Origin of the sequence: Virgibacillus siamensis, assembly GCF_900162695.1 — a bacterium.
In the GTDB taxonomy this organism is placed as follows: Bacteria; Bacillota; Bacilli; order Bacillales; family Amphibacillaceae; genus Lentibacillus; species Lentibacillus siamensis_A.
Map to the genome: position 1 here is coordinate 627,027 of NZ_FUIH01000007.1, position 25,863 is coordinate 652,889.

The window sequence follows — 25,863 nt, forward strand, 5'->3', positions numbered from 1 at the left end:
CCTTTATGAATTGACCAGCCCTGTATATGTATGGGCTGGTTGATATTTATTCAGGAATATACGAGATTAGGTTCACTTTCCGTTACTTTTGAATTAAGTTCCCGGGTAATTTCTGTAATGAAGGTTTTAGCCAAATTAACAGGAACTGCATTTCCGATTTGTGTTGAAAGTATATCAATTGAACCCATGTTAATATCCCCATTTATATTACCAGTGAATTTGTAGGATTTAGGAAAGGTTTGAATGAGTGCCGCTTCCCTTAAAGAAATAGCCCTGTTGTATATTGGATGGCCGAATCGTCCTTTTGAATAACTTGTACAGCCGGTAGTGATTGTAGGGGCATAATCGTTATAGTTCATTCTTCCATACACATCTCCATAGCTAACGCCTTTCTTCTTATGGCAATCCAATTGAAGCTCTTCTGGCCAATCATCACGTGATCCGCCATTTTGTGGGGTATAGCTAATTCTTTTTTTATTTAAATCAGAGAGATTACGGGCTTTGTGTAATGAATCTATTTTACAAGTTTCGCCAGGTTCAATTTTTGTTAGATTATACTTTATAAGGTATTGGCCTAAACTAAGTGACTTCTGTTTTTTAGGCCATATATCATGAGGTTTCTCAACAGAAGGAATATTACCCTTTTCATAAGTTATAACTGCATCTTTATTTGGAAACGAATCAATTCTTTTTGCGATAAGAATTAGCCTATTTCTGTTTTGCGGTACATTATAATCAGAGGCATTTATTCTTTCAAAACGAATGTGATAAGATGGCCATTTTGAAAATCGCTTATATCCATTTCTATCTAGGTTTGTCAGGATCCTTATAAATCGGGAGAATTGGGTAAAGTTAACAATGTTACTTACATTTTCAAAAAAAATATAAGAAGGTTCAAAGATATTTGAATACCTAATTGTTTGCATTATTAATTTATTTCTTTTGTCTTTATTTCCAGCAGCCTTTTTACGTGAGTGTCTTGAAAATCCTTGGCAGGGAGAGGTGACAGCTAGCAAATCCAATTCACCTGGTTTTAATCTTGTAAAAGCTAGTATTTTTCGTGGATCAAGGTTATTGATGTTATCTACTATCAAATGATCTTTACCATGATTTAGTTCGTATGTTTTTGCAATAATTGGGTCGTACTCAACAGCGCATTTTAAATCAAATTTGTCTTTAATAGCCTCTGTCACTCCCCCAGCACCCGAGAAGAGCTCTACGGCAGTATATTTGCTTTTATTCACGAATTTCACCCCAGAGTTGTACACATTTATATATTTTATATTGTAAACTAAAGGTTTTAAAAAGCAAATAATAACTTTTTATTCGCAATCCGTAAGATTTACTTAGTTTCACGATGTGATTGTCTTGATGTAAATAATACCCTAAACATGACCTTACTAGTTGAAATCAGCGTTATTTCAATGGTAACCATAAGTAATGATAAATCACTGAATTTAAGGGATTGGCAACATATACAAATGGTGTTTAGGCATGATTATGGCCAACAAAATGAAAATGTACCATCGAATGACAGTCTATTTCGGTCTTTATACAGAACACAACATTTTTATGAAATTGTCTTAGAGCCACTGCGGACCTGCTTGTCATTGATTGTTACGTACGATTCTTAGCAGACGCGTGCAGGGATCAGGGTCCCGCCAAAGAATGCTTAGAATCGGTTAGTCCGTGTTATCATATTTGAGCTGGTCTTTTAGGCATCATTTCTGCCTACAACAACACGGCCCAAATGTTAAGTCAATGGTGGCGGACAACTGAATTCACGCTACATAGGTAAGCAGATTGACCTTTCTTTGTGGTTGCATCTTCTGGTAAAATATTTGTCAAACACTGGTACAAAAGATGGCTAAGGTATAATATGATTATTGCATTCAATTTGTACCACTATTGCGGTTCTTTTTACCAATGTTTGCGGAGGAATTTGCCACACTTTGCGGAACTGTTTACCTTAAATCAAAAAACCTCCTGTATACTTAGTAAGCACGCCATTGACAGATGCCAATGACTTAAGCGTGACACTAGGAATACAGGAGGTTTTTGTATGTTTCCATATCGGAGAATATTGGAACTGCATGAGGAAAAGGCGTCCTTGCGAAATATCGCAATGATCACCCAACTGTTACTGCTAGTATATAATGCCTTTCTATTGATTGCGTACACTGTCCAATTTTTGATGGAATTAGTGACCCATGGTTGTAAAAATAAAGGGAAGAAGGATGATGTTTTCCTTTTTCCCGTGGTTTTACAAACTTAGATGTAAATATGGTATACGTTACATATTCGAAGATCGAATGGAACATTCTCCTCCATTATAATATACCAGTCTTCTCCCAATTCTAGCCTTGAAGGGATGTTACGTTGTCCAACAATGAGTTCAAATGACTCCCCGCAGAGGAGTGTATATTGATAACCATTTATTTCAACCACCCAGGCGTCTCGATCATATTCATACGTCATTATCCCTTCTGTCATGATAGTTCACCTTCTATGACCAGCTTTACCATATGGTCATCGATAAGCTTTTGTTTATTTTGGGCACCGTAAATGAGACAATGCGTACAAATTTTGTTGACCAGTCTTGGCGTCCCATTCGAAAACTGGAAAATTTCACGTATGGCGGCATCTGTGAAAATGTCACTTTGAGCGCTAACTTCCATTAAATGTTTCCGTATATATTCACCCACCTGAGCACGATCATAGTGCGGAAGCTTACATTGCAGGTCAATTCGCTGCCGAATAGCCGCAAATGATTGGAGCCTAAGCCGATCCCAAAGTTCACTCTGTCCAACAAGGATCAACGCCATCGGACTTTCAGCATCCATTTTAAAATTAAGCAGGAAGCGAACTTCCTCCAACATTTCCCGATCCAAAAGATGTGCTTCATCTACAATAACCACTGGTAATAATCCATGAATACCACGCATCATTTCAATTTGATTGTGCAACTGACGTTTAGCGTCACCACGGTAAAACTTGGACTCGCATCCCAACTGTTCCAACAATCCCTTATAAAAATGTCGCGGTGTTAATTTTGAATCGGCTAGATATAAAACCTTAAAATGACCGGAATCCAGTTCACTCGTAAATCTTCTCAGTGTCGTCGTTTTCCCAGTCCCAGCATCACCTGTCACAACCACAAATAATTGGGATTGGGCTGCATATTCCAATCTCCCGATTGTTTCGTCCAGCATATCCGGATAGTATAATGCGGATGTCAGAATATCCCGCGTAAAAGGGGTACGCGTAAAGCCATAAAACTGATTAAACATGTGACGCACCCTCTTTCTTAACCCTGCGATAGGAGACCGCTGTCTTCTGAACGTCCGTACGGGAAGCATATTGTTCCGAAGCTGCGTCTAACAGTCTAGAGTGCTCCGCAAACTGTTTTCCAAGATGGTCCGGCATCGTTGGTCGTTTCCCAGCGCGTTCGCCAATCACCAATTCACGGGCTGTCCAAGGTGCGTGTCCTTCGTATTCAATTGTTACTTCCGTAATATCCGAAGGATCGTAAACCACATCGACCTTACAGCCGATAAACGATAATCCAACTTCGTATTTTTTTCCCATAAAACTAATACACCCTGATTTATCCACTTTACGTGCTTCACAGTGTAAGAATGCTTGTGCCAATTCTTCTGTACCAACAAACCGTAAGACATTGTCATCGCTACGAAAAGCTGCCTCTGGACTTTGATCTTTACCTAAAGCACTGTGTGGTTTATGCTGATAGCATTCACTCAACCATACGCGAAGGCGCTCATTTAATTGATCCAGCGTTGTCGGTTTCTCCAGTCCAACTTCATCTAAAAAATGACCGACTACTCGGTTGAACCTTTCCACCTTACCGGTCGACTCCGGTGAGTAGGGCTTAGCATATAATAACCGGATGCCTAACTTTGAACAGGTTCGCTTCATCCATTTCGTGCGATATTGTTTCCCGTTATCAAAATAAACAGATTCGGGAACACCGTATAACTGAACAGATTCACGGAAACCCTGTTCCACAATACGTTGATCCATCGTGGGATAAAACCCGGCGTGCAATACAAAACGCGTAGCGTCATCCAAGAACGCCACCAAATAAACTTGTTTTTTCTCGCCACCTGGGCCAATAGGAAGGTACGGCCCGTACTTAATGTCAGAATGCCATAATTGATTACGCGCTTTCCGTTGGAAACGCCGCGCAGCTACACCAGGATCATTGTACATCCGCATATGCCGAGCACTATATCCTTTTTCAGCGAGCTTTTCCTGTAATGTACTTCGCTTCAATTGACCAGGTTCAGCAAGTTTTTCCCATTCTAAAATTTGAATAATCTGGGCAATACTGCGTGTCGGGACTTCTCGACGCAGTAAGATGGCCTGTTCCAATAAATGATGGGGAATGGTCTCCTTGGTTTGCGTGCCTTTTCCTTTTGGTTTTAATCCTTCAAACCCTGCTTGTCGATATTGAGCCAAGTATCTTCGAATGGTTCGTTCAGACAATCCACTTACCTCACAAATTTGCCGTCTGATTTGTCTAGCTTTGGCAGCATCCAACCCATCCGCCAATAATGGGGACAATAATTGTACCCGTTCAGCAGCAATTTCCTGTGCTTTCTTTTGATCTCTCATGCCAAAAAGCCTCCTTTTTAAGCTATTTAACATGAGTTTATCTTAAGGCTGTTTGGACAGGAATGCAGAACGGGTCTGTACCCATAAATGAACATTTACAATGGGACGGACAACTTTCGCCAGCCATCCAACGAATGATTCTCCATTGCGTCCGATTCTTTGGAGCACGGTCCGTGGAGGATCGGACGTGCTCCCCACAGGTAAATCCAATTGAAAGCGCCTGATAATAGAATTGAAACAACCCACAGCATAAGGCCCCCAATTCCGAAACCATTCACGCCAGCGCCCCAATGTCGATTCATCAGCCGGTACATCTATCAATTGATCATCCAGAACCTGTTCGATGCTTTCTGTCCCATAACGCTTGTAGGGGACTAGAAGATCTGGTAGTTCGTGATGAATTTTATGACAGCGTTCACAAAAAAGACGACGTATAATAAGTTTCGCTTTATCTCCGGAATGTCTATACCATACTCTTCGCCGACTACCTGCCACTATTAGAGGACCTTCACAACAAGGACAGTGATTGATTTCCGCACTCCTAACAAAAAACGCCAGGCTCATTCTTCTTCTCAACCAACGTATAATCTGATATACTTACCCTATATTGTTTTTTTGGTGGGCGTCTCCAGTGAAATTGTTCCCGCAGTTTCACGTTAATGGGGGACGTCCTTTTCCTTTCTTCAGGTTTTTTCCTCGGTCACTCTATTAGTCTACTTCTGGTCGGACATAACCGTCAACTTCCGGTCTTTTTCGCCTAGCTAAAACACCCAACATTCCCGCCAAAAGATTACAGAGGTAATCCGACTGGCGGAAAAGAAAGGAATAAAGCCACCATTAGAGGATGAAATGACCGATCCATGGCTGGAGGATTTCCTTTACCCCGAAAAGAAGCAGGAAATGAGTGGCAGGTACTTAATGGACTTTGAAAAGGTACATAAAGAATTGGCCAAGCCGAATGTGACCTTGACGCTTTTGCATGATGAGTACGTAGGAGAAGCACAAAGCGCAGGTAAAGTCCCCTATGCTTACCGCACCTTCGCTGAACATTACCATGCGTATGCGATGAAGTATAAAGCTACGCTGCGTATTCGGCGCAAACCAGGTGAACTGTTGGAGGTAGATTGGGCAGGCAGTACGATGTCGGTTATTGATCCGGATACTGGAGAAAAGCGGAAGGTATATGTGTTCATCGCCACGTTGCCTTGCTCACAATTGTTTTATGTAGAAGGATCTTACAGAATGGATCTTCCATCTTGGGTTCGTCTCCATCAACACGCTTTTGAATACATGGGCGGCACGCCACAGATACTCGTTCCTGATAATTTGAAAACAGGCGTTACCAAACATACATCCAAGGAACTTATTTTGAATAAGACTTATTCGGAAATGGCTACCCATTACCAAACAGTCATCATGCCTGCACGAGTGTTGTCACCGAAAGACAAGGCAAGCGTAGAAGGGTCAGTGAACATCGTTACCACCTGGATTATACAAGCTTTAAGAAACATCAAATGTTTTTCATTGGAAGAACTAAACTTAGAGATTTTTAAAAAATTGGATGAATTAAACCACCGGCCTTTTCAAAATCGCCCAGGTTCGAGGTGGTCGGCATTCTTGGAAGAAGAGAAATTTGCCCTTTCTCCTCTTCCGGATACGCCGTACAAACTCTCTGAATGGCACAAATCCAAAGTCCGACCAGATTATCACATTAACATAAACAGTATGTTCTACTCTGTCCCTTTTGAACTGATTGGAAAAGAGGTAGACATCAAAGTTTCTCCAACCGTGGTTGAAGTATACTTTCATCACATGAGAGTCGCCTCTCATCCAACATTATATGGTAAGTTTGGACAATACTCCACCTTGAAAGAACACATGCCGGCTAATCATCGGTTGTATGTGGAACAAACACCTGAAGAAGCGATGAGATGGGCAGCGGAAATGGGGCATTCCACTCTGCAGGTAGTGACGTTTATTCTTGACCACTATGAGGTTGAGAAACAAGCCTTGAATTCCATTTTCACGCTGAAAAAATTAGAGCGAACCTATTCTGCCTATGAAATTGAACAGGCGTGCAAGTGGGTGTTGGAAGCTACAAGCAGACCAACGGTCAAAAGTGTTCAAACCATGATTAAGACCATTCGCAAAGAGGATGAACGAAAGGCTTCAGAAATTAACTCGAAGACGACCGATGAAAAATACGGCTTTACACGGGGAGCTTCTTACTATGGGGGAAATGACAGATGAATCAACAAAACTATGACAAAATGAAAGCATTTAAATTAACTGGGATGGCAGAATCTTATGAGACATTGTTTATGAATCCATCATTTAAGGACATGAGTTTTGATGAATTGCTTGGTCTTTTATTGGACCATGAAGAAAGTGTGCGGAAAAGCAATAAACTGAACCGGCTTTTGAAACAAGCAAAGTTCCCTGAAAAGGCAGCTGTGGAAGATATCCTTTACGATTCCGATCGTAAGCTGGATAAGGAGTTATTGATGAAATTGTCGACAGGTGACTACATTCTTGATGGGCGGGACATTGTATTCAAGGGTGTTTCTGGTGCAGGGAAGACTTGGCTAGCCACTGCTTTTGGTGTACAGGTCTGCCGGCAGTATTATAAGGTTCAATACACACGCCTTCCTGATTTTTTAGAGGAGTTCAAGGTGGCCAAGTACCAAGCGGATGGAAGTTATTTAAAACTGATCAAAAAACTAACCAAGATTGATCTTCTGATTTTTGATGAATGGCTTTTATTTGAGCTTTCAAAAGAGGAAGCAGCATTATTATTAGAAATTATCAATGCGCGGTATACTGCAAAGAAATCAAACATCTTCTGTTCTCAATTTGATATCAACGGCTGGTATGAGAAATTGGGAGACGGAACGTTGGCAGAAGCAATATTAGATCGGATTATCCATAATTCTTACGATATCTTTATTGACGGCACCGTTTCTATGCGGGAAAAGTTAGGTTTAAAGAATTAAAGACAAGAAGTCGAACGATGTAACGGAACGAACCAACAGGAGGTAAAATTTATGACCATAATAACCAAAAAAGATCTATCGGAAATGGAAGAGTACTATTTTTGGAGTGGAAACCGGCAATATGTACCTTTTCCTGCGGATTTGAAGCGAAAGCTTCTGAAGATATATGGGAAAGAACCTCTCCCGCGTAATTGGACGGAACAAGATATCCATGAAGGTTCCAGAAAGATTATAATAGAGTATTTCCAAAACTAATTTGGATTCCAAGGGTCCCTCTGTTCCCCAGTGAATAGAAGGAGATTTAATGGCAAAAATATCCGGCAATCATCCTTTTATGATTCATTGGTAAACTGCTCCGCAAACTCTGGTACATTCCTTCGCGATATGTGGTAAAAAGAACCGCACAACTGGTAAAAATCGTCCGCAATACTCATAATACATACGCTAACGAAATCATTCAGAAATAAACTATTAAAATTGATGGTTGCTGGAAGTGAAATGACCTTTCGTATTATTTCAAAGACTTTAGAAGGTATTTCCCTGGGGCGTATTTATTTAACTCTGATAGATACCTGAAAACGGATTACTTACGGGGGAAGCGTCAAGTAATTTTGACGTTTACCCATTATGAAAAAAGAATCAGCAGAACAGGCAATCGCTTTCGCGCATGAAGCGATTGAAATGCACGGCGGAAATGGCTACATTGAAGACTTTGTTACACCGAGACTGCTTCGGGACGCACAGGTATTGACTGTCTGGGAAGGCACCGCAAACATTCTTGGACTGGAATTGATTCGATTGGTCAATAAGTATTCTGTTCATAAAATTTTTTTAAACGATTTGAAAGGAAGACTGGACCGATTGAATGCTCCTGAATTGGTGGAACAAAGGCATGCGTTAAAGAATCGCCTTGATGTTTTTGCGAAAGATGACCAGGTGACACAGGAGTTAAAAGCGAAGTCAATGGCAAAAGAAATGGCAGAGTTGTATGAACGGGTTGTTTATGAGGAATTGGGTTACTGAATGAAATCCTTTATGCGGCATTCCTAAAGCACAATTAACAAACAGAACGTTCACTAAACTTCTCAAATGTACGCAGGTTAATTTCCTGTTAATTCGATATGGATAATCCTGAATCCTCGGAGGTTCAGGTTTTTTTGTTTGCTTCGAATGTATATAAGTTATTTAATTGCCCAAACAACATGAGGGTTGTATGATGGTCTTTAGATTAATAATAGTCATAAAATCGGAAAGGAGGTCATCACGATGAACGCTTTAAATCTGACACGTCTACAACGGCGGTTAATCGTAGCAATCACATTGTCGGCAGCTTTTTTATCCGTTTTGACGCAATTTCTGCTCATTACAGCCTTTCCAAAAATTATGGATGAGTTTCAGATTAACTCGACAGAAGTCCAATGGCTGACAACAAGCTATATGTTAACCATCGCCGTTTTGATTCCGATAACGGCTTAATTTATTGATAAATTTCAAACAAGGTCATTAATGATGAGTGCCATGTTTCTGTTTTTTACAGGGACCCTGGTTTGTTTGATTGCACCTTCTTTTCCCGTTCTGATAGCGGGGCGCGTGATTCAGGGGATGGGTTCCGGGATTATGATTCCGTTAATGCAGACATTGTTGTTCCTAATGTATCCAAAGGAAAAAAGAGGGTACGCAATGGGGATTGCCGGGCTTGTGATTAATGTTGCACCAGCGGTAGGTCCTCCGATCTCCGGTATTATTATAAACTATTTTGAATGGCGTTCGCTGTTTTTGCTGACACTGCCAATTGCAGCTTGTATTCTGCTTTTGGTTTTCTTGTTTATGCACAATATTACCGAGCAGCGAAAAACAGAAATCGATGCGTTATCCATTGTTTTGTCAACGATTGGTTTTGGCGGACTGCTTTTCGGATTCAATAAATTGCAGGAGAATGGAATTACGGAAGTCACCACACTTGCCAGTCTGATTGCAGGTGCTTTGGCATTAGGCATGTTTGTGGTGCGTCAATTTCGGCTCTCGACGCCTATTTTGGAACTTCGTGTGCTGAAAGTGCCTGTTTTTGCGCTTATCTCGTTTATTTCCATTCTTTCGTTCAGTTTGCTTATCTCAACGGAGACCATTTTACCGATGTATGTACAGAATGCCCAGCAGTTCTCTGCGTATTACGGCGGCTTGATTGTGATGCCCGGTGCCTTAACCCTCGCTGTCATGTCTCTCTTTGCGGGAAAATTGTTCGATAAATACGGCGGTAAAATGATTGCAATCATTGGCTTTGTGCTGCTTAATATAAGCACACTCGGGTTTCATTATATCCTCGGTCTTGATACGCCATTCGCCATCACGATGGTATTATTCATGATTGCCATGGGTGGCGTGGCGATGATTAATATGCCAATCATGACAGCTGGGATAAATGCTCTTCCAGATAAATTGATTCCGCACGGGACGGCAGTAATCAATACGGCCCGCCAATTCGGGGGATCATTGGGGCTGACGTTTATTATCTCCTTCATCACGAGAGTAGGATCCGGATCTGAAGTAGTTGTGCAGCCGGCAACCTATTTGACTGGTGTGAAACATGCTTTTTTCATCGCATTTTTGTTTGCCATTATAGGATTGATTCTTTCACTGTTTCTGAAAAGGGAGAAACAGTCTGATGCAGAGGGGGATGCGTGAAACGCTGACCCGGTCAAATTTTGGTTAAGCAAAAGGATAATGGCATTAGGCTTGTATAATTGAATAAAAAAACTTTGCGTTGGCCATTCAGGGAACCCTGGATGGCTATTTTTAATGGATAAAGGTGCTTTCGAATGTGGGTAAAGGGATTATTAAATTGATTACGACGCGGATGAGCCGTTGTTTTCGATGCCATAAGACACACATTGTATTTAAAAAACTAACATGAAACTTGATTTGCGATACAGTTAAAAATGTCTGTAGTATAAAATTTGTGGGATAGGATAATTCTGATGAGGCGGTGAAAAATCTATGGATACGATAGGAATGTTTTTATCCATTTTAATATTTTTTGTTATACCGTCTTTCTATGCATTTTCCTTTATTAAAGATCCATCCCCGGTGAATTATGATATTCAAATTGACTCTGAAAGATTAAAGTGTGAAAGTTATATTGAACGACGATTATATGATGCATTAACATTCAGGGGCTATACAGTTAGAACTCAGGTCCCTTGCGGAAAGTACAGGATTGATTTAGTATTGTCAACCTCTAACTTGGCTATAGAGTGTGACGGGAAGTTGTATCATTCTTCGCTGGCTCAAAAAGCTCACGATAAGAGAAAAGATAAGTATCTAAAAGCACATGGCTGGGAAGTCCACAGATTTTCAGGAAGTATTATTCATAATAACCTGCAAAAGGTGGTAGTAAAAATTGAAGAGCACATACATTAGATAATTCTCCAATTTTGTTCTGTCGAAAATCCCCCCAACTCCATCATGAGACTGTGAACCGGTTTGCCTATCTTACACAATCCTTACTTCAGATCTGGATGCCGATAAAGAAATTCTTATTAAGAACAGTTTTTTGAAGAAATATTATCCTTAAAGTTCCCAACAAGAAATAATATTTATTTACCAAAATAATTGTAAATCAATGTAATAAATCTACTAACGGTTGGGGATAAATATCTTTTTTTTGCAATTGCTAAGTAGACAGATCTTGAAAGGTTCGGGTCATCAACGTATCTGATATGAAAGTTATAATCGTTTCGTCCGGAATTAACATAGCTTTCTGGGACAATTGATATACCCAGATTTTCTTCAACCATTCTGCAAGCCATTTCAAAGCCCTCTATTTCAATGCGAATATTAGGTTTTATTCCGGATTTGCGAAAGGCGTTAAGTATGTCATCTCGTGTTTGGTATCCTTCTTTACATATGATAAAATCCTGCTGTTGAAGATCGGTTAACCGTATTTTATCTTTAACAGCCAATGGATTTTTCGACGAAAATAGAGCAATAAGTTTTTCATCATATATTGGAATCAGCTTAATTTGTTCATCGTTAATATATTGGTTCGTTATTGCGAGATCAATTTTATAGTTACTTAAAGCATGCTGGACTTCCTCCTCACCTAAAACATCAAATAATTTTATATGAACATTTTCGAATTCGTTTTTAAATAATTTAATCACTTTTGGAGTCCAATACTTTGACGACTCTATTAACCCCATTGATATTATTTGTGGCCCTTGTGTTTTTAATCTATTTAAATCGCTTATTACATAATTGTAATGATTCACTAATTTTTTTAACTCTGAATAAATTATTTTTCCTTCATTTGTTAATTCTAACTTTTTGGTTGTTCTGTCAATTAAGGGAATTCCCATTTCTTCTTCAAACTTTTTAATTGACATGCTCAGAGAGGGCTGACTAATATGCAACTTTGAGGCAGCTGTTGAAAAAGAGGAATGGTCTACAAGTGTTATAAAATAATTCATTTTTTGGATGTCCATTAATTTCACCTTCTTAATTATAAGTCAAACCTATAAAAATATAAAAAATATATATTAGTAAAGAATGTACGAATTACCAAATAAAAATATTTGGCAAGGAAGAGTAGACAGTGAAACTGAAACCGATAAATTTAGATTTCACCAGGTAGTGCAATTGTGGGATGTAAGTGACGAAATCGAAGAAGGAAATGCTTTTGGCATTATAGGATTTAAATGTGATGAGGGGGTTAGGAGAAATAAAGGAAATGTGGGTGCTTCATTAGCACCGGATGAAGTGAGGAAAATGATTGCGAAATTGCCTTACAATATTGATGAAAATGTTTCTACCTACGATGTGGGAAATGTTTTATGTGAAAGTGATAAATTGGAAAATGCGCAGTCGGAATTAGGTGATTGTATTTCCAATTGGCTAAATCAATTTAATATCCCTATTATTATTGGCGGCGGGCATGAAACCTTATATGGTCATTATTTAGGTATAAGAAGATTTCTTGGTGAGGAGGCATCTTTAGGAATTATAAATATTGATGCCCACTTTGATTTAAGAACTAACACAGTCCCATCGTCAGGGACTATGTTTAAGCAAATCTTGGAGAAAGATATGAGTGCTGGATACTTATGTCTGGGAATACAAGAATTTAGTAATACAAAAGCACTATTTAATGATGCTAGAATTCACGGATGCAAATATATTCCCGAGAATGAATTAAACGATAATAAAATAAAGCATGCTTTTAATTTAATTGATGAATTCGCGGGAAAGTACGATTTTATTATGTTGACACTTGACATGGATTCTATAGCAGCCTCTGATGCACCTGGTGTGAGTGCTCCATCACCATTTGGTTTAGAAGTGAAAATTGTTAGGAGGCTTTTACGATATATAGTTTCTAAAAATAATATTACTAGCTTTGATATATCGGAAGTCAACCCTTCGATGGATGAAAATGATAAGACAATAAGATTAGCTGCCAATCTGATCGCAGAAGTTATGAAAAATTTTAAAGGGATTAACCCGGAAGGAGTGAAGTCATGATGTTGGAATTTAACCAGTTAACAACAATTTTCATCGCTTTAGCATTCTTAATGATAGGAAGTTATTTAAATAAAAAAATTAACATTTTGGATCGATTTTGTATACCAGCTCCTGTTGTCGGAGGTCTGATATTTGCTATTATCGCAACAACATTGAAAGGGTTTAATATTCTGGATATAAAATTGGACACGTCTCTGCAGGGATTATTTATGCTAACGTTTTTTACTACTATTGGTCTGGGTGCTAGCTTTCGTTTAGTAAAATTAGGAGGCAAACTTCTTGTTATATATTGGCTCGCATGTGGATTTCTTGCATTAATTCAAAATGTTATCGGTATATCTCTTGCAAAGTTCCTAAATATAGACCCCTTATTAGGAATTATGGTAGGAGCAGTTTCCATGGAAGGGGGGCATGGTGGGGCAACCGCTTTTGGAACAACGATAGAAGGAATGGGAGTCGATTCAGCTTTATCGGTAGGTTTGGCAGCTGCAACAGCAGGCTTGGTGGCAGGAGGATTGGTAGGTGGTCCGATTGTAAAATATTTAATAAATAAATATAAACTCGAACCAACTGAGTCTGGTGTAGGGGAAAGTGCTGCCAGTATTGAAGATGTCCAAGGAAGTACAACTCCTGTAAATTCCAAAACTTTCATCACACAGGTTTTCATTATCACGTTATGTATGGCAGTGGGATCTTATCTGGGTGATTTATTTACAGACGTTACTGGATTTGCATTGCCGGGTTATGTAAGCGCTATGTTTGTTGCAGTAATTGTACGTAATTTAATTGATAGTTATGATGATAAAATTATTGAAATGAAAAGTATCACTATAATCGGTGATGTAACGTTAGGAATATTCCTTTCAATGGCACTCATGAGTATTCAATTATGGGAAGTGGTCAATTTGGCTTTACCACTACTATTAATTGTAATAGTCCAGGTAATATTCATTGTTTTATTAGGAACATTTATTTTGTTCCGGGCTCTTGGCAAAGATTATGATGCGGCAGTTATGGTTGGTGGATTCGCGGGACATGGTTTAGGTGCAACACCAAATGCTATTGCCAATATGGATGCAGTTGTCAATAAGTTTGGTCCGTCACAAAAAGCATTTTTGATTGTTCCGTTAGTAGGAGCATTTTTAATCGATGTCTTTGCAATGCCAATTATTATTACATCAATAAATTTGTTTAGTTAGTTTAAAGGGTAAAAGGATAACTATATTCTTTTACCCTATTTAACTTTAATGTCCATTACTTTTGTTAAACATTTTTGCTCCGAAATTTCATATGTTTGATTTAAATTGCATATTGATAGGTTAAACGAATCATCGGACATGCAATTATCCAATATAAACCCATTCCCTTTATCTTACAATTATACTAATTCTTTCTCTAATTAGAAAAAATTATCACAAGTTGTCCAACTGGAAAATTCACAATTACTAAGTCAGCTATGAAAGAAAATAGGAGGTGTTTGAGAAATACAAAGAAAAGTACATCTTTAACAATTTTATAGGGGGAAATTCATGAAATCCATATGGAAGTGGTATAAAGAAAAGTCCTTTATTTTAAAAATTACTACAGGATTTGTGTTGGGAGCTATTTTGGGACTAATCATCGGCCCCTTAGCACAGATTTTATCTCCTTTTGGCGACATTTTCCTTCAGCTTTTAAAAATGATTGTTATTCCTTTGATTTTATTTACCCTTATTTCAGCAGTTAATTCGACCAATCCCAAACGAATGGGACGTGTTGGCGGTAAAATATTTTCGTACTACCTTTTAACAACTGCAATCGCCATGTTTATTGGAATAATGATCGGTTCCATTTTCAATCCTGGGGAAGGGCTGGAATTTTCCGAGCAAAAAATGGACGTTCCAGAAGCCCCTTCATTTATCGATACGATTTTGGCAATTATTCCGACTAATTTTTTCCACTCGTTGGCCAATGGCGATATATTGAGCATTGTGTTTGTGGCGGTTATTGTTGGTTTTGTGATCACGTCCATGCGACATGCGGAAGAATTTAAGATCAATGATTATGGCAATACATTATTAAAATTGATGGATGCCGGAAGTGAAGTGACCTTTCGTATCCTTGACGGCATTCTACTGTACGCTCCAATAGGTGTCTTTGCTATAGCTGCATCCAAAATAGGCAATCAAGGATTTGATGTTTTATCTTCACTTGCTAGTTATGTCGGGGCATCATATGTTGGTGTAGGTATTCAATTTGTCTTAGTCTATATGCTGTTATTATTTTTGTTTAAGGTTCCGATTGCGAAGTTTTTCCGGAATATCCGGGAGGCAATTATTACCGCTTTCGCAACATCCAGCAGTTTAGGAACGCTTCCGGTAACGATGAAATCAGCTGATAAGGCCGGAATCAAAAATGATGTTTCTAAATTTACATTGCCTATCGGTGCAACCATTAACATGGATGGATCCGCCATCCATTATGGTGTGGGAGCTATATTTGCCGCAAATGTCGTTGGATATGATTTATCTTTTGGCGCGATACTGGGGATTGTATTGGTGGGTACATTAGCTTCAGTAGGAACAGCAGGGGTTCCTGGAGCCGGTTTGATTGGACTGTCGATTGTGCTCACACAGGTGGGATTGCCAATTGAAATCGTGGGACTGACAGCTGGAGTTAATGTGCTGACAGACATGATCTTCACAACATGTAACGTAACAGGCGACCTGACTGGGGCTGCTGTTGTCAGTAAGAGTGAGGATAAATATGAGACTCAGGTTGGGTCTGAATTTGGTTAGATCAATGGACTTAAAGCTTAGAGATTAAGTATACCGATAAGGCATGTAACCAATATTTCGTGTAAGGATGGACTATAAATAGAAAGAAACTTAAAAAAGTCAGGTATTGTCCGGGTAACTCGGGTGCTGCCTGACTTTTTTAGTTGGAATTTTTCTGGATATTCATGATGTGGATTAATATGGTAGGACAAGCATCAAGATTAATTAAAACTAGTTTCTTGTGTCACCCCAATGTATCGTTTATTATATACTTGGACTATTCTGGTAATTAATATGTTTATTGCTTATAAAAAACTGTTATGGAGGTAAGGTAATGTCAAAAGTTCTCGTTTCTAAACAAACATGGAACCGCTTTCTTAAAAATGAAACTTTACCATTACAAGAAGCAGGATTATCTAGTGACATTATTGAATCCTGGCATTATTGCAGACAACATCAAGTGAACCCTTATGGCGGTGTAGCTCAACAACTATTAGAACCGGAATTACTTAAACAAAAGATGGAGAAAAACAGACTATTACTAGACTTGGCAAAACCCCATATCAGGCAATTGCAGGATTTTCTAAAAGGATGGCGGTATATAACAACATTGACAGACCGGGATGGTTACATTTTGCAACAAGATGGTGAGAAAACGGTTAAAAATGCAGCTTATAAAATCTACTTTAAAGAGGGTGCGAAATGGGACGAGATAGAGGTTGGTACCAATGCAATTGGCCTTGCATTACGATTAGAAAAACCGATAACTGTTAAAGGTTATGAACATTTTTCGGTTGCTTCACAAGCATGGAACTGCACCGCTGCTCCTATTTTTGACCAAAATGATGAAGTAATAGGTGCACTTAATATTTCCAGTTTATATCGCTCCATTAATTATGACTATGTCCTGGCTTCTGTAAAATTAGCAGCTGATTCTATCTCTTTAGAATGGAGAAATCAAAAGCAAGAGGATATGGAGGTTCTTATGCGATCGGGATTTGGATCTGAACGAAATTGTATCGTTAGTTCCATAAATGATGAAATTTGTTCACTGCCAATAGAGTTACTTCCCAGTTATCAGGAATATGTCGGATCCTCTTTAACAAAATTGAGCGATGAAACAGACATTCAACTATCAAATCAACGTATACCTATTCTAAACGCAAATCGAATAATTGGGTATCGAACCCCTGTTACCGTACTTGATAATGACCCTGCTTCAATTGCATTCAAAGGCTTAAAAGGTAAAAGTAGGAAGTTTCAAAACGTATTGGATAAAGTCAGAAAGGTGGCTGTTAAAGACACATCTGTTTATATTTATGGTGAAACGGGTACTGGTAAAGATTTGATTGCTCAAGCCATACATGATAACAGCAAGCGTTCAAATGGCCCCTTTTTGACTATAAATTGTGGTGCTGTGCCTGAAGGGTTACTAGAGAGTGAATTATTTGGTTATGAATCTGGTTCATTTACAGGGGCAAATAATAAAGGTCATAAAGGGAAAATACAGCAAGCAGATGGCGGCACATTATTTCTTGATGAAATAGAAGAAATGTCCCTATCCATGCAGGTTGCATTGTTAAGGGCCCTGCAGCAGAAAGAAATAACCCGAATTGGTGGAAGTAATTTGATTCGTGTAAATATAAGAATTATTACAGCATCCAATAAGGATATTAGAGAATTGGTGAAACAAGGGCAATTTAGAGAGGATTTATTTTATCGAATCTATGTTTTTCCAATTCAGCTCCCCTCATTAAAAGAAAGAAAAGAAGATATTATATACTTTATCAGGGATTATTTTCAAAGGAGAAAATGGCTTCCGACCTGGCATAGTCGATTGGAACAGATCTTCATGTATGGTGAGTGGCGTGGTAATGTTCGTGAATTATATAATGCACTGGAACGCTGTGAAATACTGTATGAGGATAAGGAACCTGATGATAGAGAATTATTTCAGCTTGTATCATCATTAGGGGAACCTTTCCAAAAAGGAGTTGAAAATAAAGTTGCTTATGACTATAAAACGCAGTTGGAGATAGACAAAATTAAAAATGCTCTGACTAAATTTGATGGTAGAGTATCTGAAACCGCAGAAGAGCTGGGCATGTCGAAGGCTACTGTGTATAGGAAGTTAAAGAAATATAACATTTAAAAAACACCGATTCATAGGTGGTGAGAAAAGATGAGACTATTTAATAATATGGTCTCATTTTTATTTTACTGTAAATTCGCATTTATTAAAAACGCTGTCATATCAAGGGAATAAATTATGGCATGATATTTGCTGAGTAGTTATTGAAAGGAAACAAAAAGGAGGATTGTAATTTGAAGGATTAATAACGTTAAGCAAGCACTTATAAAACACCACTTCAATCAGAAAGGGGATGATTCATTGAAAAATTTCGATGTCGTTGTAATTGGTGCTGGACCTGGCGGCTATGTTTCTGCAATTCGAGCTGCACAGTTAGGGAAAACAGTAGCAATTGCAGAAAAGAATAAACTTGGTGGTACATGTTTGAATGTTGGCTGCATTCCTTCTAAAACGCTTTTAAAACAAAGTGAATTAGTAGAAGGAATGAAACAAGCTAATGCTTGGGGTATTCAAACAGGTGACATTTCCATCGACTTCACCAAATTAATGAACCGAAAAGACCAGGTTGTTCAAACATTAACCGGTGGGGTTGCCCATTTACTGAAGAAGAATAAAATTACAATTTATAAAGGCGAGGCTGAAATTAAAGATGATTTAACGGTTCATATTGGAGAAGACCGGATTAAAGGAAATGATATTTTGCTGGCAACCGGCAGTCAACCGTTTGTTCCGCCGATTAAAGGGTTGGATGAAGTAGATTATGTAACGACAGATTCATTTTTTAAATTGAAAGAATTGCCGAAGTCATTAGTTATCATTGGTGGTGGTGTTATTGCTGTGGAATTAGCCTCAGCCATGGCTCCACTTGGAACAAAGGTAACGATAATTGAAGTTGCCTCCGATATTCTTTTAACGGAAGAGGATGATGTACGGAAGTCACTTAAAAATAAATTGGATGAACAGGAAATCCAGATGGTTACCGGGGCTGATATAAACCAGGTGAAAAAAGACAAAGTAATATTATCAGAGCAGGAAATTCCGTTTGATACGTTATTAATTGCTGCTGGTAGAAGGTCGAATCCAAAGTTTGCGGAGAAATTGGGATTACAAGTGAATGACAAAAACAAATCGGTTGTTGTTAATGAACATTATGAAACAAGTAAAAAACATGTTTACGCCGTAGGAGATATGATTGGCGACTATCAATTAGCACATGCTGCAAGTGCGGAAGGAATTGTAGCAGTGCATGCCATGGCAGGTGATTGTAGCAAATGCCTTAATCAAGATGAAATTCCAAGGTGTATTTACACACAACCTGAAGCAGCCTCTTTTGGGTTGGACGAAAAGCAGGCGAAAGAAGCGGGTTATGATGTCCAGGTAACAAAATCCTATATTAGTGGAAACAGTAAGGCGATTGCTACTGGTGAATCAGATGGGTTTATCAAAATAATTACAGAAACTAAATTTCAAGAAATATTAGGTGCTTTTATTGTTGGACCAAATGGAACGGAGTTAATCGGAGAAATATTAGCCGTGAAGAACTCAGAAGGAACGATTAATGAGTTGTCAACTATCATTCAACCACACCCTTCTATTTCTGAAGTGATAGGCGAAAGTTCGAATGCTTTGTTCCAGCAAGCGATTCATATGTAAAAAATCATACAAGGGAGGAACTGGAGATGAATAAGAAGGAAGGTATTTGGATTTATCAGAAGATGAATGAGATTAGATTTTTTGAAAATGAAGTTCATCGGACCTTTGGAAAAGGTGAAATCCCAGGATTTGTTCATTTATATGCAGGTGAGGAGGCGGTTGCAACAGGTGTGATGTCCCAACTAGATGAACATGATTACATTACAAGTACACATCGGGGGCATGGACATGCCATTGCCAAAGGGTGCAACGTTAATCGGATGATGGCTGAAATCATGGGAAAAAAGGATGGTCTTGGTGGAGGCAAAGGTGGTTCCATGCACGTTGCAGATATTGATCAAGGCATGTTGGGGGCGAACGGAATTGTTGGCGGTGGTTTTGGACTTGCTGCTGGTGCCGGAATTTCAATTCGGAATTTAGGTAAAGACAATGTGGCTGTTTGTTTCTTTGGTGATGGTGCTGCAAACGAGGGTACATTCCATGAAGGACTAAACCTTGCTTCAATACTGAATTTGCCGGTTATTTTCGTTTGTGAAAATAATCAATTTGGTGAGGGTACAGCACACGCATATGCAAGTGCTTCGGAAACAATTGCAGAAAGAGCTTCAGCGTATAATATGCCTGGGGAAAAGGTAGATGGGCAAGATGTTACAGCTATTTACAATACCATCAAAAAGGCCATTAAAAGGGCAAAAGCGGGTGATGGTCCTACCTTAATTGAATGTGACACTTATCGTAATTACGGGCATTTCGAAGGTGACGAACAAAAATACAAATCACCAGATGACCGGAATGCAGATCGGGATCCAATTGTTGAATTTCGTAAAAAAGTTATTGATAAGAAATGGCTTACTGCCGAGGAAGTTGACAAGATTGAATCTGAAGCGGAAAAGAAAATAGAAGAAGCAGTGAAATTTGCTGAAGAAAGCCCACTGCCGGATGAAGACTCGTTATATACAGATGTTTTTGCATAAAAAAAGGAGGTTTAAAAATGACTGAGAAAAGAACAATTTCGTATATGAATGCAATTACTGAAGGAATGGATTTGGCGTTAAGCAATGATGAAAAAGTGTTTTTAATAGGGACGGACGTTGCTGGTGGGGCAGAAGTCGATCATTTATCCAACGACGAATCATTCGGCGGAGTTTTCGGTCTAACAAAAGGTTTTGCAGCAAAGTATGGGCGACAGCGAATTATCGACACACCGATAGCAGAACATGGTTATTTTAGCGCCGCAGTAGGCGCGGCAGCTACAGGTTTACGACCAATATCTGAGTTGATGTTTAATGACTTTCTCGGATTTGCCTTGGATCCTATATTAAATCAAGGCGCTAAGATGCGATATATGTTTGGGGGAAAAGCTAAAATTCCTTTAACCGTTCGGACAGTTCATGGAGCAGGTGTAGGTGCAGCAGCTCAACATTCGCAAACTTTATACGGCATTTTTGGATCAATCCCTGGGGTGAAGGTAGTAGTCCCTTCCAACCCTTATGATGCAAAGGGGTTAATGCTTGCTGCAATTGAAGAAGACAATCTAATCGTCTTCTCGGAAGATAAAACACTTTATGGCACAAAGGGTGAAGTGCCGGAAGAATATTATACTGTTGAAATTGGAAAAGCCAAGGTGACAAAGGAAGGGTCAGACCTTACCATTGTTGCAATAGGTAAAATGGTTCAAGTAGCGCTAGAAGTTGCCGAGCGATTAAATGAGTCCAATGTTTCCGTTGAGGTTGTTGATTTAAGAACGATTTCCCCGTGGGATGAGGAGACTGTTCTAAAATCCGTTAAGAAAACTGGCCGTTTGATTATTGTAGATGAATCCAATCCGCATAACAATACTGCAACAGATGTTGCTTCAGTAATGAGCGACAGAGCGTTCGATTATTTGGACGGTCCAATAAAGACTGTGTGTGCACCGGATACACCTGTCCCATTTGCAACAAACCTTGAACAAGCCTACATTCCTGGTGCTAACAAGGTATTAACTGTCGCGGAAGAACTGATTGCAGATTTAAAAGCGGTCAAATCATCATAAGGAGGTGACGAAATATGAGTGAAAATATCGTGATGCCCAAGTTAGGGGTGACAATGACAGAAGGAACGGTTGAGGAATGGCATAAAAAAGTTGGAGATTCTGTCGAAGCAGGCGAAAGTGTTTTAATGATCAGTTCTGAAAAACTAACTCAAGAGATTGAAGCGCCAGTAACAGGTGTGTTGCATGAAATTAAATCAGATGTTGCCGAGGAGGCAAAAGTTGGTGCAGTTCTTGGGGTTATCGAACAGGAAGGTGAAGGGACATTAGATTCGACTGTTAATGAAACGGAAAGTGAATCGGTACCAGATGTTGCAGAAAGAAAGAATTCTGTTCAAACAAGTGGTTTCTCTGAAGGAATGGATACTAAAAGCCACGCAAGTAACAGTAATTCTGAGAGGAATACCGGAGCCCGCATCTTTATCTCGCCAATTGCTAGGAAAATGGCCAAAGAACATGATTTACAAATAGATTTAATAAAAGGAACCGGTGGCAACAATCGAATAACCAGAATCGATATTAATCGTGTACTTAAAAATGGACCTGATTATGCAGAAGGCGAAGATGTATTAGTTGAAGCAAAATCCACCTATCATGCAGTTGGTGAAGGTCTTAATCCAATGCGGAAAGCAATTGCTCAAAATATGCGGAGCAGCTTGGAACAAACAGCTCAGTTAACTCTTCACCGCAAAGCAAACGCGGATAAATTAATTGAATTCCAAAAAATCTTGCGCAAAGAAGCTGAAGTTAGTGAGCTGGATTTAAAATTAAGTTTAACCGTAATGATTGCTAGAGCGACTGTTCTTGCATTGCAGAATTTTAAAAAGATGAACTCACGTTATAGTGGCGGACAACTGTCCGAATTCGATGACGTCCACCTTGGTGTTGCAACATCACTTGATGAGGGATTAGTTGTACCGGTCGTTAAAAATGCCCATCAAAAGACCATTGGTACATTAGCTAAAGAAATGAAAAAGATAACAATTGGTGCTAGAAATGGTGATGCTGGAGGAGATTTGCTCACTGGCTCCACCTTTACCATTACAAATATGGGAGCAAGCGGTATTGAATATTTTACACCCATTTTGAATCCGCATGAAACGGGTATTTTGGGTGTGGGGTCATTGCAAGAAGAATTGGCATTAACAGAAGATGAAAAGGTAGAGTCAATTAGGAAAGTGCCATTTAGCTTAACATTTGATCATCAAATTTTAGATGGTGCCACAGCAGCAGAATTTTTAGAGGTATTGGTGAAATATATCGAGTCACCTTACTTGTTAGTGCTTTAAAATTATTGGATATTACTTGTAATCCTCCCAGTCCGTGAAAATAGAATTGTAAACTATGTAGTGGGGACAGCGTACATTTCCCACTACATAGTTTTTGTTTTAGGGGAATTCTGGTTATATGGACAAACTTATTGCGGGATATCTTGCAGACAAAATAACCTAAATTATTAATGTTAAATTATGTAGACGGCTTAAAAAAAGTTTAATCGTCCTGGTTTGTCAATACCTAAGTACACTAAATGCATTAAACAAAACACTTGTTCGCAAATGACTGACTTGATATACTATTATTAGAATCTCACATTTATTTTTCCTCATAAACCTACTAGGGGTGTGTTCCAAATGTCCGTATTTTCACTTGTGCGAGAAGGCAAGAAAGACTACGTTCATCATGATCAACTCTTTAAGGAACTGATTCACCATTTTTTTGAAGAATTTTTGGAAGCATTTTTTCCAGAAGTATCTGAGTATGTTGACTTTCAATCTATAAAACCTTTGTCTGAAGAAGTGTTTACAGACATGCATGAGGGAGATGCCCGACGATTGGATATAGTGGTTGAAACCAGATTAAAAAATCAGGATGCAGTTATCATTGTCCACATTGAACCTCAAAGCTCGACCCAATCGGACTTCCACGAACGAATGTATCTTTATTTTAGTTTATTGTATAATAAATATAGGAAGCCAATTATACCGATCGCAGTTTACACTTACGATGAAAGCTTGGAACAGAGGGAATTTAATATGTCATTTCCGTTTCACCGTGTTTTGACTTTCAACTTTTTCACGTTACATTTGCGTAAAAAGAACTGGCGTGATTATATACGGTCAAACAATCCAGTGGCTGCTGCCTTATTGAGTAAAATGGGTTATAGTGAATCGGAAAGAATTCAAGTCAAGAAAGAGTTTTTACGAATGTTGGCAAAAATGAAGTTGGATCCTGCCAGACAACGGTGGATTTATGGATTTTTTGAACGGTATCTAAAACTGGATGAGCGTGAGGAGGGAGAACTAATGAAGGAAATTAGACAAATGGGGGATGCGGAAATGCTGTCGGAATTGCCGATTTCCTATGAGGAGAAGGGCATTGCAAAAGGAATGGAAAAAGGAATGGAAAAAGGAAAGCAATTGGGAAAGTTGGAAGAAGCAAAACGGGTTGCTAAAGAAATGCTGAAAGAGGACGCCCCAATTGATTTCATTTCAAGAGTAACCCATCTTGAACCAGAAGATATTGAAAAATTGAAGTAGTTGCAACTGGTCAAAGTCGGATTCTTGCGAAGGAATCCGGTTTTTTATTATTGTGCGTGCAAGTGGTGAACAGACCAGGAACCTGACTCCATTTCTTCGCAGTTAATTGTCCGCTCCTTTAATATATGATAGCTTAATAGAGACCGTCGAATTTTGACGCATACATAGAAGGAGGAGCGTATGTTATGAAGAAAAGCCTGATCTGGCAGTTAATTGCTGCTTTTATACTTGCGATTGCAACCGGTATCATATTCGGTGAAAAAGCGCAAGTTGTTCAACCGCTTGGGGATCTGTTTCTGCGATTGATTAAATTCATTATCGCTCCCTTGGTACTTGCCACACTTGTTGTTGGAGTTGCCAGCACAAATGATGTGAAGAAACTCAGCAGAATGGGTGGAAAAACCGTTGCAATTTATCTCATTACAAGTATGCTTGCCATTACACTTGGGATTATTGCCGGGAAGATTTTTTCACCGGGCAGCGGGATTGATGTTTCACTTGAAGGCAAAGAGGCACCGGAACCGAATGAAACCGAGGGCGTTGTGCAAACGATTTTAAATATTGTTCCGACAAATCCGTTCGATGCGCTATCGTCGGGTAACATTCTGCAAATAATCTTTTTTGCGTTGATGATCGGGATTGCAATTGCGTTGGTAGGAGAAAAAGCTGAACCTGTCCGGAAGTTTTTTGATGGGTTTGCGGAAGTAATGTACAAAATTACCGGTATGATTATGGCGATTGTTCCGATTGGAGTTTTCGGCTTGCTTGCTCCTGTTATTGGGGAGTATGGCGTGGATGTACTGCTGCCGTTAATCAAATTGGTATTGGCGATGGTGGCCGGTTGTATTATTCAACTTTTCGTAGTTTATTCACTAATTGTTAAAGGCTTAGGAAAGATGAGCCCGCTCAAGTTTTTTAAAGGGATTTTCCCGGCATCAGCTGTAGCCTTCAGTACAAGCAGCAGTTCCGGTACATTGCCGGTAACCATTAAGAGCGCACAGGAAAATCTTGGTGTATCTAAAGAAACAAGCACATTCGTATTGCCGTTGGGCGCAACGATTAACATGGATGGAACAGCGTTGTATGTCGGTCTGTGTTCGATGTTTGTTGCGCAGTATTTTGGAATGGATTTGACCTTTTCGCAGATGGTGACGGTTGTACTGATAGGTACACTTGCATCAATCGGAACAGCTGGTGTACCTGGAGCAGGACTGATTATGCTGACGATGGCATTGAGTGCCGTTAATCTGCCGCTTGCCGGAATTGCTTTGGTAGGTGGCATTGACCGTGTTCTGGATATGATGCGGACATCGGTTAACGTTACAGGTGATGCAGCAACTGCAGTGGTTGTCGATTCCAGTGAGAAGAAGGCTTCTGGCGGGGAGGCAGTATAGTCTGCGTAGTTCTTGCAGGAATCGTGGCCGTACAGGGAGGGAGGCATTTTCCCTTCCTGTTTTTAAATGAGGATCGGTATTTTGTTTGAAAGGAATGACCACGTGACAGGATTATTTCTGCATGCTAAGCTAGTAGATGAAACATCATAAAGGAATCTGCATGGATGCAGGAGAGGTTCGAAACCATCCCTCTATAAAAAACTAGGGAGACAAGACAGCGTGCTTCTTAGTGCTGTCTTTTTTTATGGAATTTT

Annotated in this window: 22 protein-coding genes, 2 pseudogenes and 1 riboswitch; of the genes and pseudogenes, 18 read left to right on the forward strand and 6 right to left on the reverse strand. The window is 39.2% G+C overall.

What is annotated here, in order from left to right; all coding sequences use genetic code 11:
• Window positions 1-50: 50 nt before the first annotated feature.
• From B1K71_RS06765 to B1K71_RS06790, 5 genes are all read right to left on the reverse strand, one after another.
• On the reverse strand, window positions 51-1,244 hold the full coding sequence (locus B1K71_RS06765) for a DNA cytosine methyltransferase (protein ID WP_175631855.1): 1,194 nt from the start codon (window positions 1,242-1,244) through the stop codon (window positions 51-53).
• A gap of 1,027 nt (window positions 1,245-2,271) precedes the next feature.
• Entirely contained in the window at window positions 2,272-2,493 is a 222-nt protein-coding gene (locus B1K71_RS06775) for a DUF5348 domain-containing protein (protein WP_077324790.1), read from the reverse strand.
• Window positions 2,490-3,290 (reverse strand): ExeA family protein, encoded by an 801-nt coding sequence (locus B1K71_RS06780; RefSeq protein WP_077324789.1) that lies wholly within the window; start codon window positions 3,288-3,290, stop codon window positions 2,490-2,492. The genes B1K71_RS06775 and B1K71_RS06780 overlap by 4 nt, the downstream gene beginning before the upstream one ends.
• On the reverse strand, window positions 3,283-4,635 hold the full coding sequence (locus B1K71_RS06785; RefSeq protein WP_077324788.1) for a DDE-type integrase/transposase/recombinase: 1,353 nt from the start codon (window positions 4,633-4,635) through the stop codon (window positions 3,283-3,285). The genes B1K71_RS06780 and B1K71_RS06785 overlap by 8 nt, the downstream gene beginning before the upstream one ends.
• Window positions 4,636-4,677: 42 nt before the next feature.
• Window positions 4,678-5,199, reverse strand: a complete 522-nt coding sequence (locus B1K71_RS06790; RefSeq protein ID WP_281250313.1) for a DUF6431 domain-containing protein — start codon at window positions 5,197-5,199, stop codon at window positions 4,678-4,680.
• A gap of 216 nt (window positions 5,200-5,415) precedes the next feature.
• On the opposite strand from B1K71_RS06790, the pseudogene istA reads away from it, so the two are divergent.
• From istA to B1K71_RS06825, 8 genes and pseudogenes are all read left to right on the forward strand, one after another.
• Window positions 5,416-6,279, forward strand: a pseudogene (gene istA, locus B1K71_RS20390) (IS21 family transposase); the annotation flags it as partial.
• On the forward strand, window positions 6,253-6,885 hold the full coding sequence (locus tag B1K71_RS20395; RefSeq protein ID WP_428848868.1) for a Mu transposase domain-containing protein: 633 nt from the start codon (window positions 6,253-6,255) through the stop codon (window positions 6,883-6,885). The pseudogene istA and the gene B1K71_RS20395, both read left to right, overlap by 27 nt.
• Window positions 6,882-7,628: an IS21-like element helper ATPase IstB gene (gene istB / locus B1K71_RS06800; RefSeq protein WP_077325355.1), complete on the forward strand. Its 747-nt coding sequence runs from the start codon at window positions 6,882-6,884 to the stop codon at window positions 7,626-7,628. Before B1K71_RS20395 ends, istB begins: the two co-directional genes overlap by 4 nt.
• Before the next feature lie 51 nt (window positions 7,629-7,679).
• Window positions 7,680-7,883, forward strand: coding sequence for a hypothetical protein (locus B1K71_RS06805; RefSeq protein ID WP_077325357.1), 204 nt, complete (start codon window positions 7,680-7,682; stop codon window positions 7,881-7,883).
• A gap of 363 nt (window positions 7,884-8,246) precedes the next feature.
• A pseudogene (locus tag B1K71_RS06810) lies at window positions 8,247-8,651 on the forward strand (acyl-CoA dehydrogenase family protein); the annotation flags it as partial.
• Window positions 8,652-8,894: 243 nt separating this feature from the next.
• A complete protein-coding gene (locus B1K71_RS06815) occupies window positions 8,895-9,104 on the forward strand; it encodes a hypothetical protein (protein WP_077325361.1) in 210 nt (69 codons plus the stop codon).
• A gap of 3 nt (window positions 9,105-9,107) precedes the next feature.
• The gene (locus tag B1K71_RS06820; RefSeq protein ID WP_281250368.1) at window positions 9,108-10,310 is read left to right on the forward strand and encodes a DHA2 family efflux MFS transporter permease subunit; all 1,203 of its coding nucleotides are present in this window, start codon (window positions 9,108-9,110) and stop codon (window positions 10,308-10,310) included.
• 312 nt (window positions 10,311-10,622) lie between these two features.
• Window positions 10,623-11,045 (forward strand): endonuclease domain-containing protein, encoded by a 423-nt coding sequence (locus tag B1K71_RS06825; RefSeq protein ID WP_245799190.1) that lies wholly within the window; start codon window positions 10,623-10,625, stop codon window positions 11,043-11,045.
• 176 nt (window positions 11,046-11,221) lie between these two features.
• On the opposite strand, the gene B1K71_RS06830 is transcribed toward B1K71_RS06825, so the two are convergent.
• Complete coding sequence (locus tag B1K71_RS06830; RefSeq protein ID WP_077325365.1) at window positions 11,222-12,109, reverse strand: LysR family transcriptional regulator; 888 nt, start codon at window positions 12,107-12,109, stop codon at window positions 11,222-11,224.
• A 64-nt stretch (window positions 12,110-12,173) separates the two neighbouring features.
• On the opposite strand from B1K71_RS06830, the gene hutG reads away from it, so the two are divergent.
• The 10 genes from hutG (at window position 12,174) to B1K71_RS06880 (ending at window position 25,609) form a co-directional block, all read left to right on the forward strand.
• Window positions 12,174-13,145: a formimidoylglutamase gene (gene hutG / locus B1K71_RS06835; protein WP_077325367.1), complete on the forward strand. Its 972-nt coding sequence runs from the start codon at window positions 12,174-12,176 to the stop codon at window positions 13,143-13,145.
• Window positions 13,142-14,344: a sodium/glutamate symporter gene (gltS, locus tag B1K71_RS06840; RefSeq protein WP_077325369.1), complete on the forward strand. Its 1,203-nt coding sequence runs from the start codon at window positions 13,142-13,144 to the stop codon at window positions 14,342-14,344. Before hutG ends, gltS begins: the two co-directional genes overlap by 4 nt.
• A 330-nt stretch (window positions 14,345-14,674) precedes the next feature.
• Window positions 14,675-15,922: a dicarboxylate/amino acid:cation symporter gene (locus B1K71_RS06845; RefSeq protein WP_175631857.1), complete on the forward strand. Its 1,248-nt coding sequence runs from the start codon at window positions 14,675-14,677 to the stop codon at window positions 15,920-15,922.
• Between the two features lie 313 nt (window positions 15,923-16,235).
• Window positions 16,236-18,053 carry a sigma-54-dependent Fis family transcriptional regulator gene (locus tag B1K71_RS06850; protein ID WP_077325371.1) on the forward strand — a complete coding sequence of 606 codons (1,818 nt, stop codon included), beginning with the start codon at window positions 16,236-16,238 and terminating at the stop codon, window positions 18,051-18,053.
• 240 nt (window positions 18,054-18,293) lie between these two features.
• Window positions 18,294-19,646 (forward strand): dihydrolipoyl dehydrogenase, encoded by a 1,353-nt coding sequence (gene lpdA / locus B1K71_RS06855; protein ID WP_077325373.1) that lies wholly within the window; start codon window positions 18,294-18,296, stop codon window positions 19,644-19,646.
• A gap of 26 nt (window positions 19,647-19,672) precedes the next feature.
• Window positions 19,673-20,620: a thiamine pyrophosphate-dependent dehydrogenase E1 component subunit alpha gene (locus tag B1K71_RS06860; RefSeq protein WP_077325375.1), complete on the forward strand. Its 948-nt coding sequence runs from the start codon at window positions 19,673-19,675 to the stop codon at window positions 20,618-20,620.
• Between the two features lie 17 nt (window positions 20,621-20,637).
• Window positions 20,638-21,681 (forward strand): alpha-ketoacid dehydrogenase subunit beta, encoded by a 1,044-nt coding sequence (locus B1K71_RS06865; RefSeq protein ID WP_077325377.1) that lies wholly within the window; start codon window positions 20,638-20,640, stop codon window positions 21,679-21,681.
• Window positions 21,682-21,695: 14 nt separating this feature from the next.
• Entirely contained in the window at window positions 21,696-22,967 is a 1,272-nt protein-coding gene (locus B1K71_RS06870; RefSeq protein ID WP_077325379.1) for a dihydrolipoamide acetyltransferase family protein, read from the forward strand.
• Between the two features lie 342 nt (window positions 22,968-23,309).
• Window positions 23,310-24,215: an Rpn family recombination-promoting nuclease/putative transposase gene (locus B1K71_RS06875; protein ID WP_077325381.1), complete on the forward strand. Its 906-nt coding sequence runs from the start codon at window positions 23,310-23,312 to the stop codon at window positions 24,213-24,215.
• 185 nt (window positions 24,216-24,400) lie between these two features.
• Complete coding sequence (locus B1K71_RS06880; protein ID WP_077325383.1) at window positions 24,401-25,609, forward strand: dicarboxylate/amino acid:cation symporter; 1,209 nt, start codon at window positions 24,401-24,403, stop codon at window positions 25,607-25,609.
• Between the two features lie 166 nt (window positions 25,610-25,775).
• A riboswitch (PreQ1 riboswitch) is annotated at window positions 25,776-25,820 on the forward strand.
• Window positions 25,821-25,863: the final 43 nt, after the last annotated feature.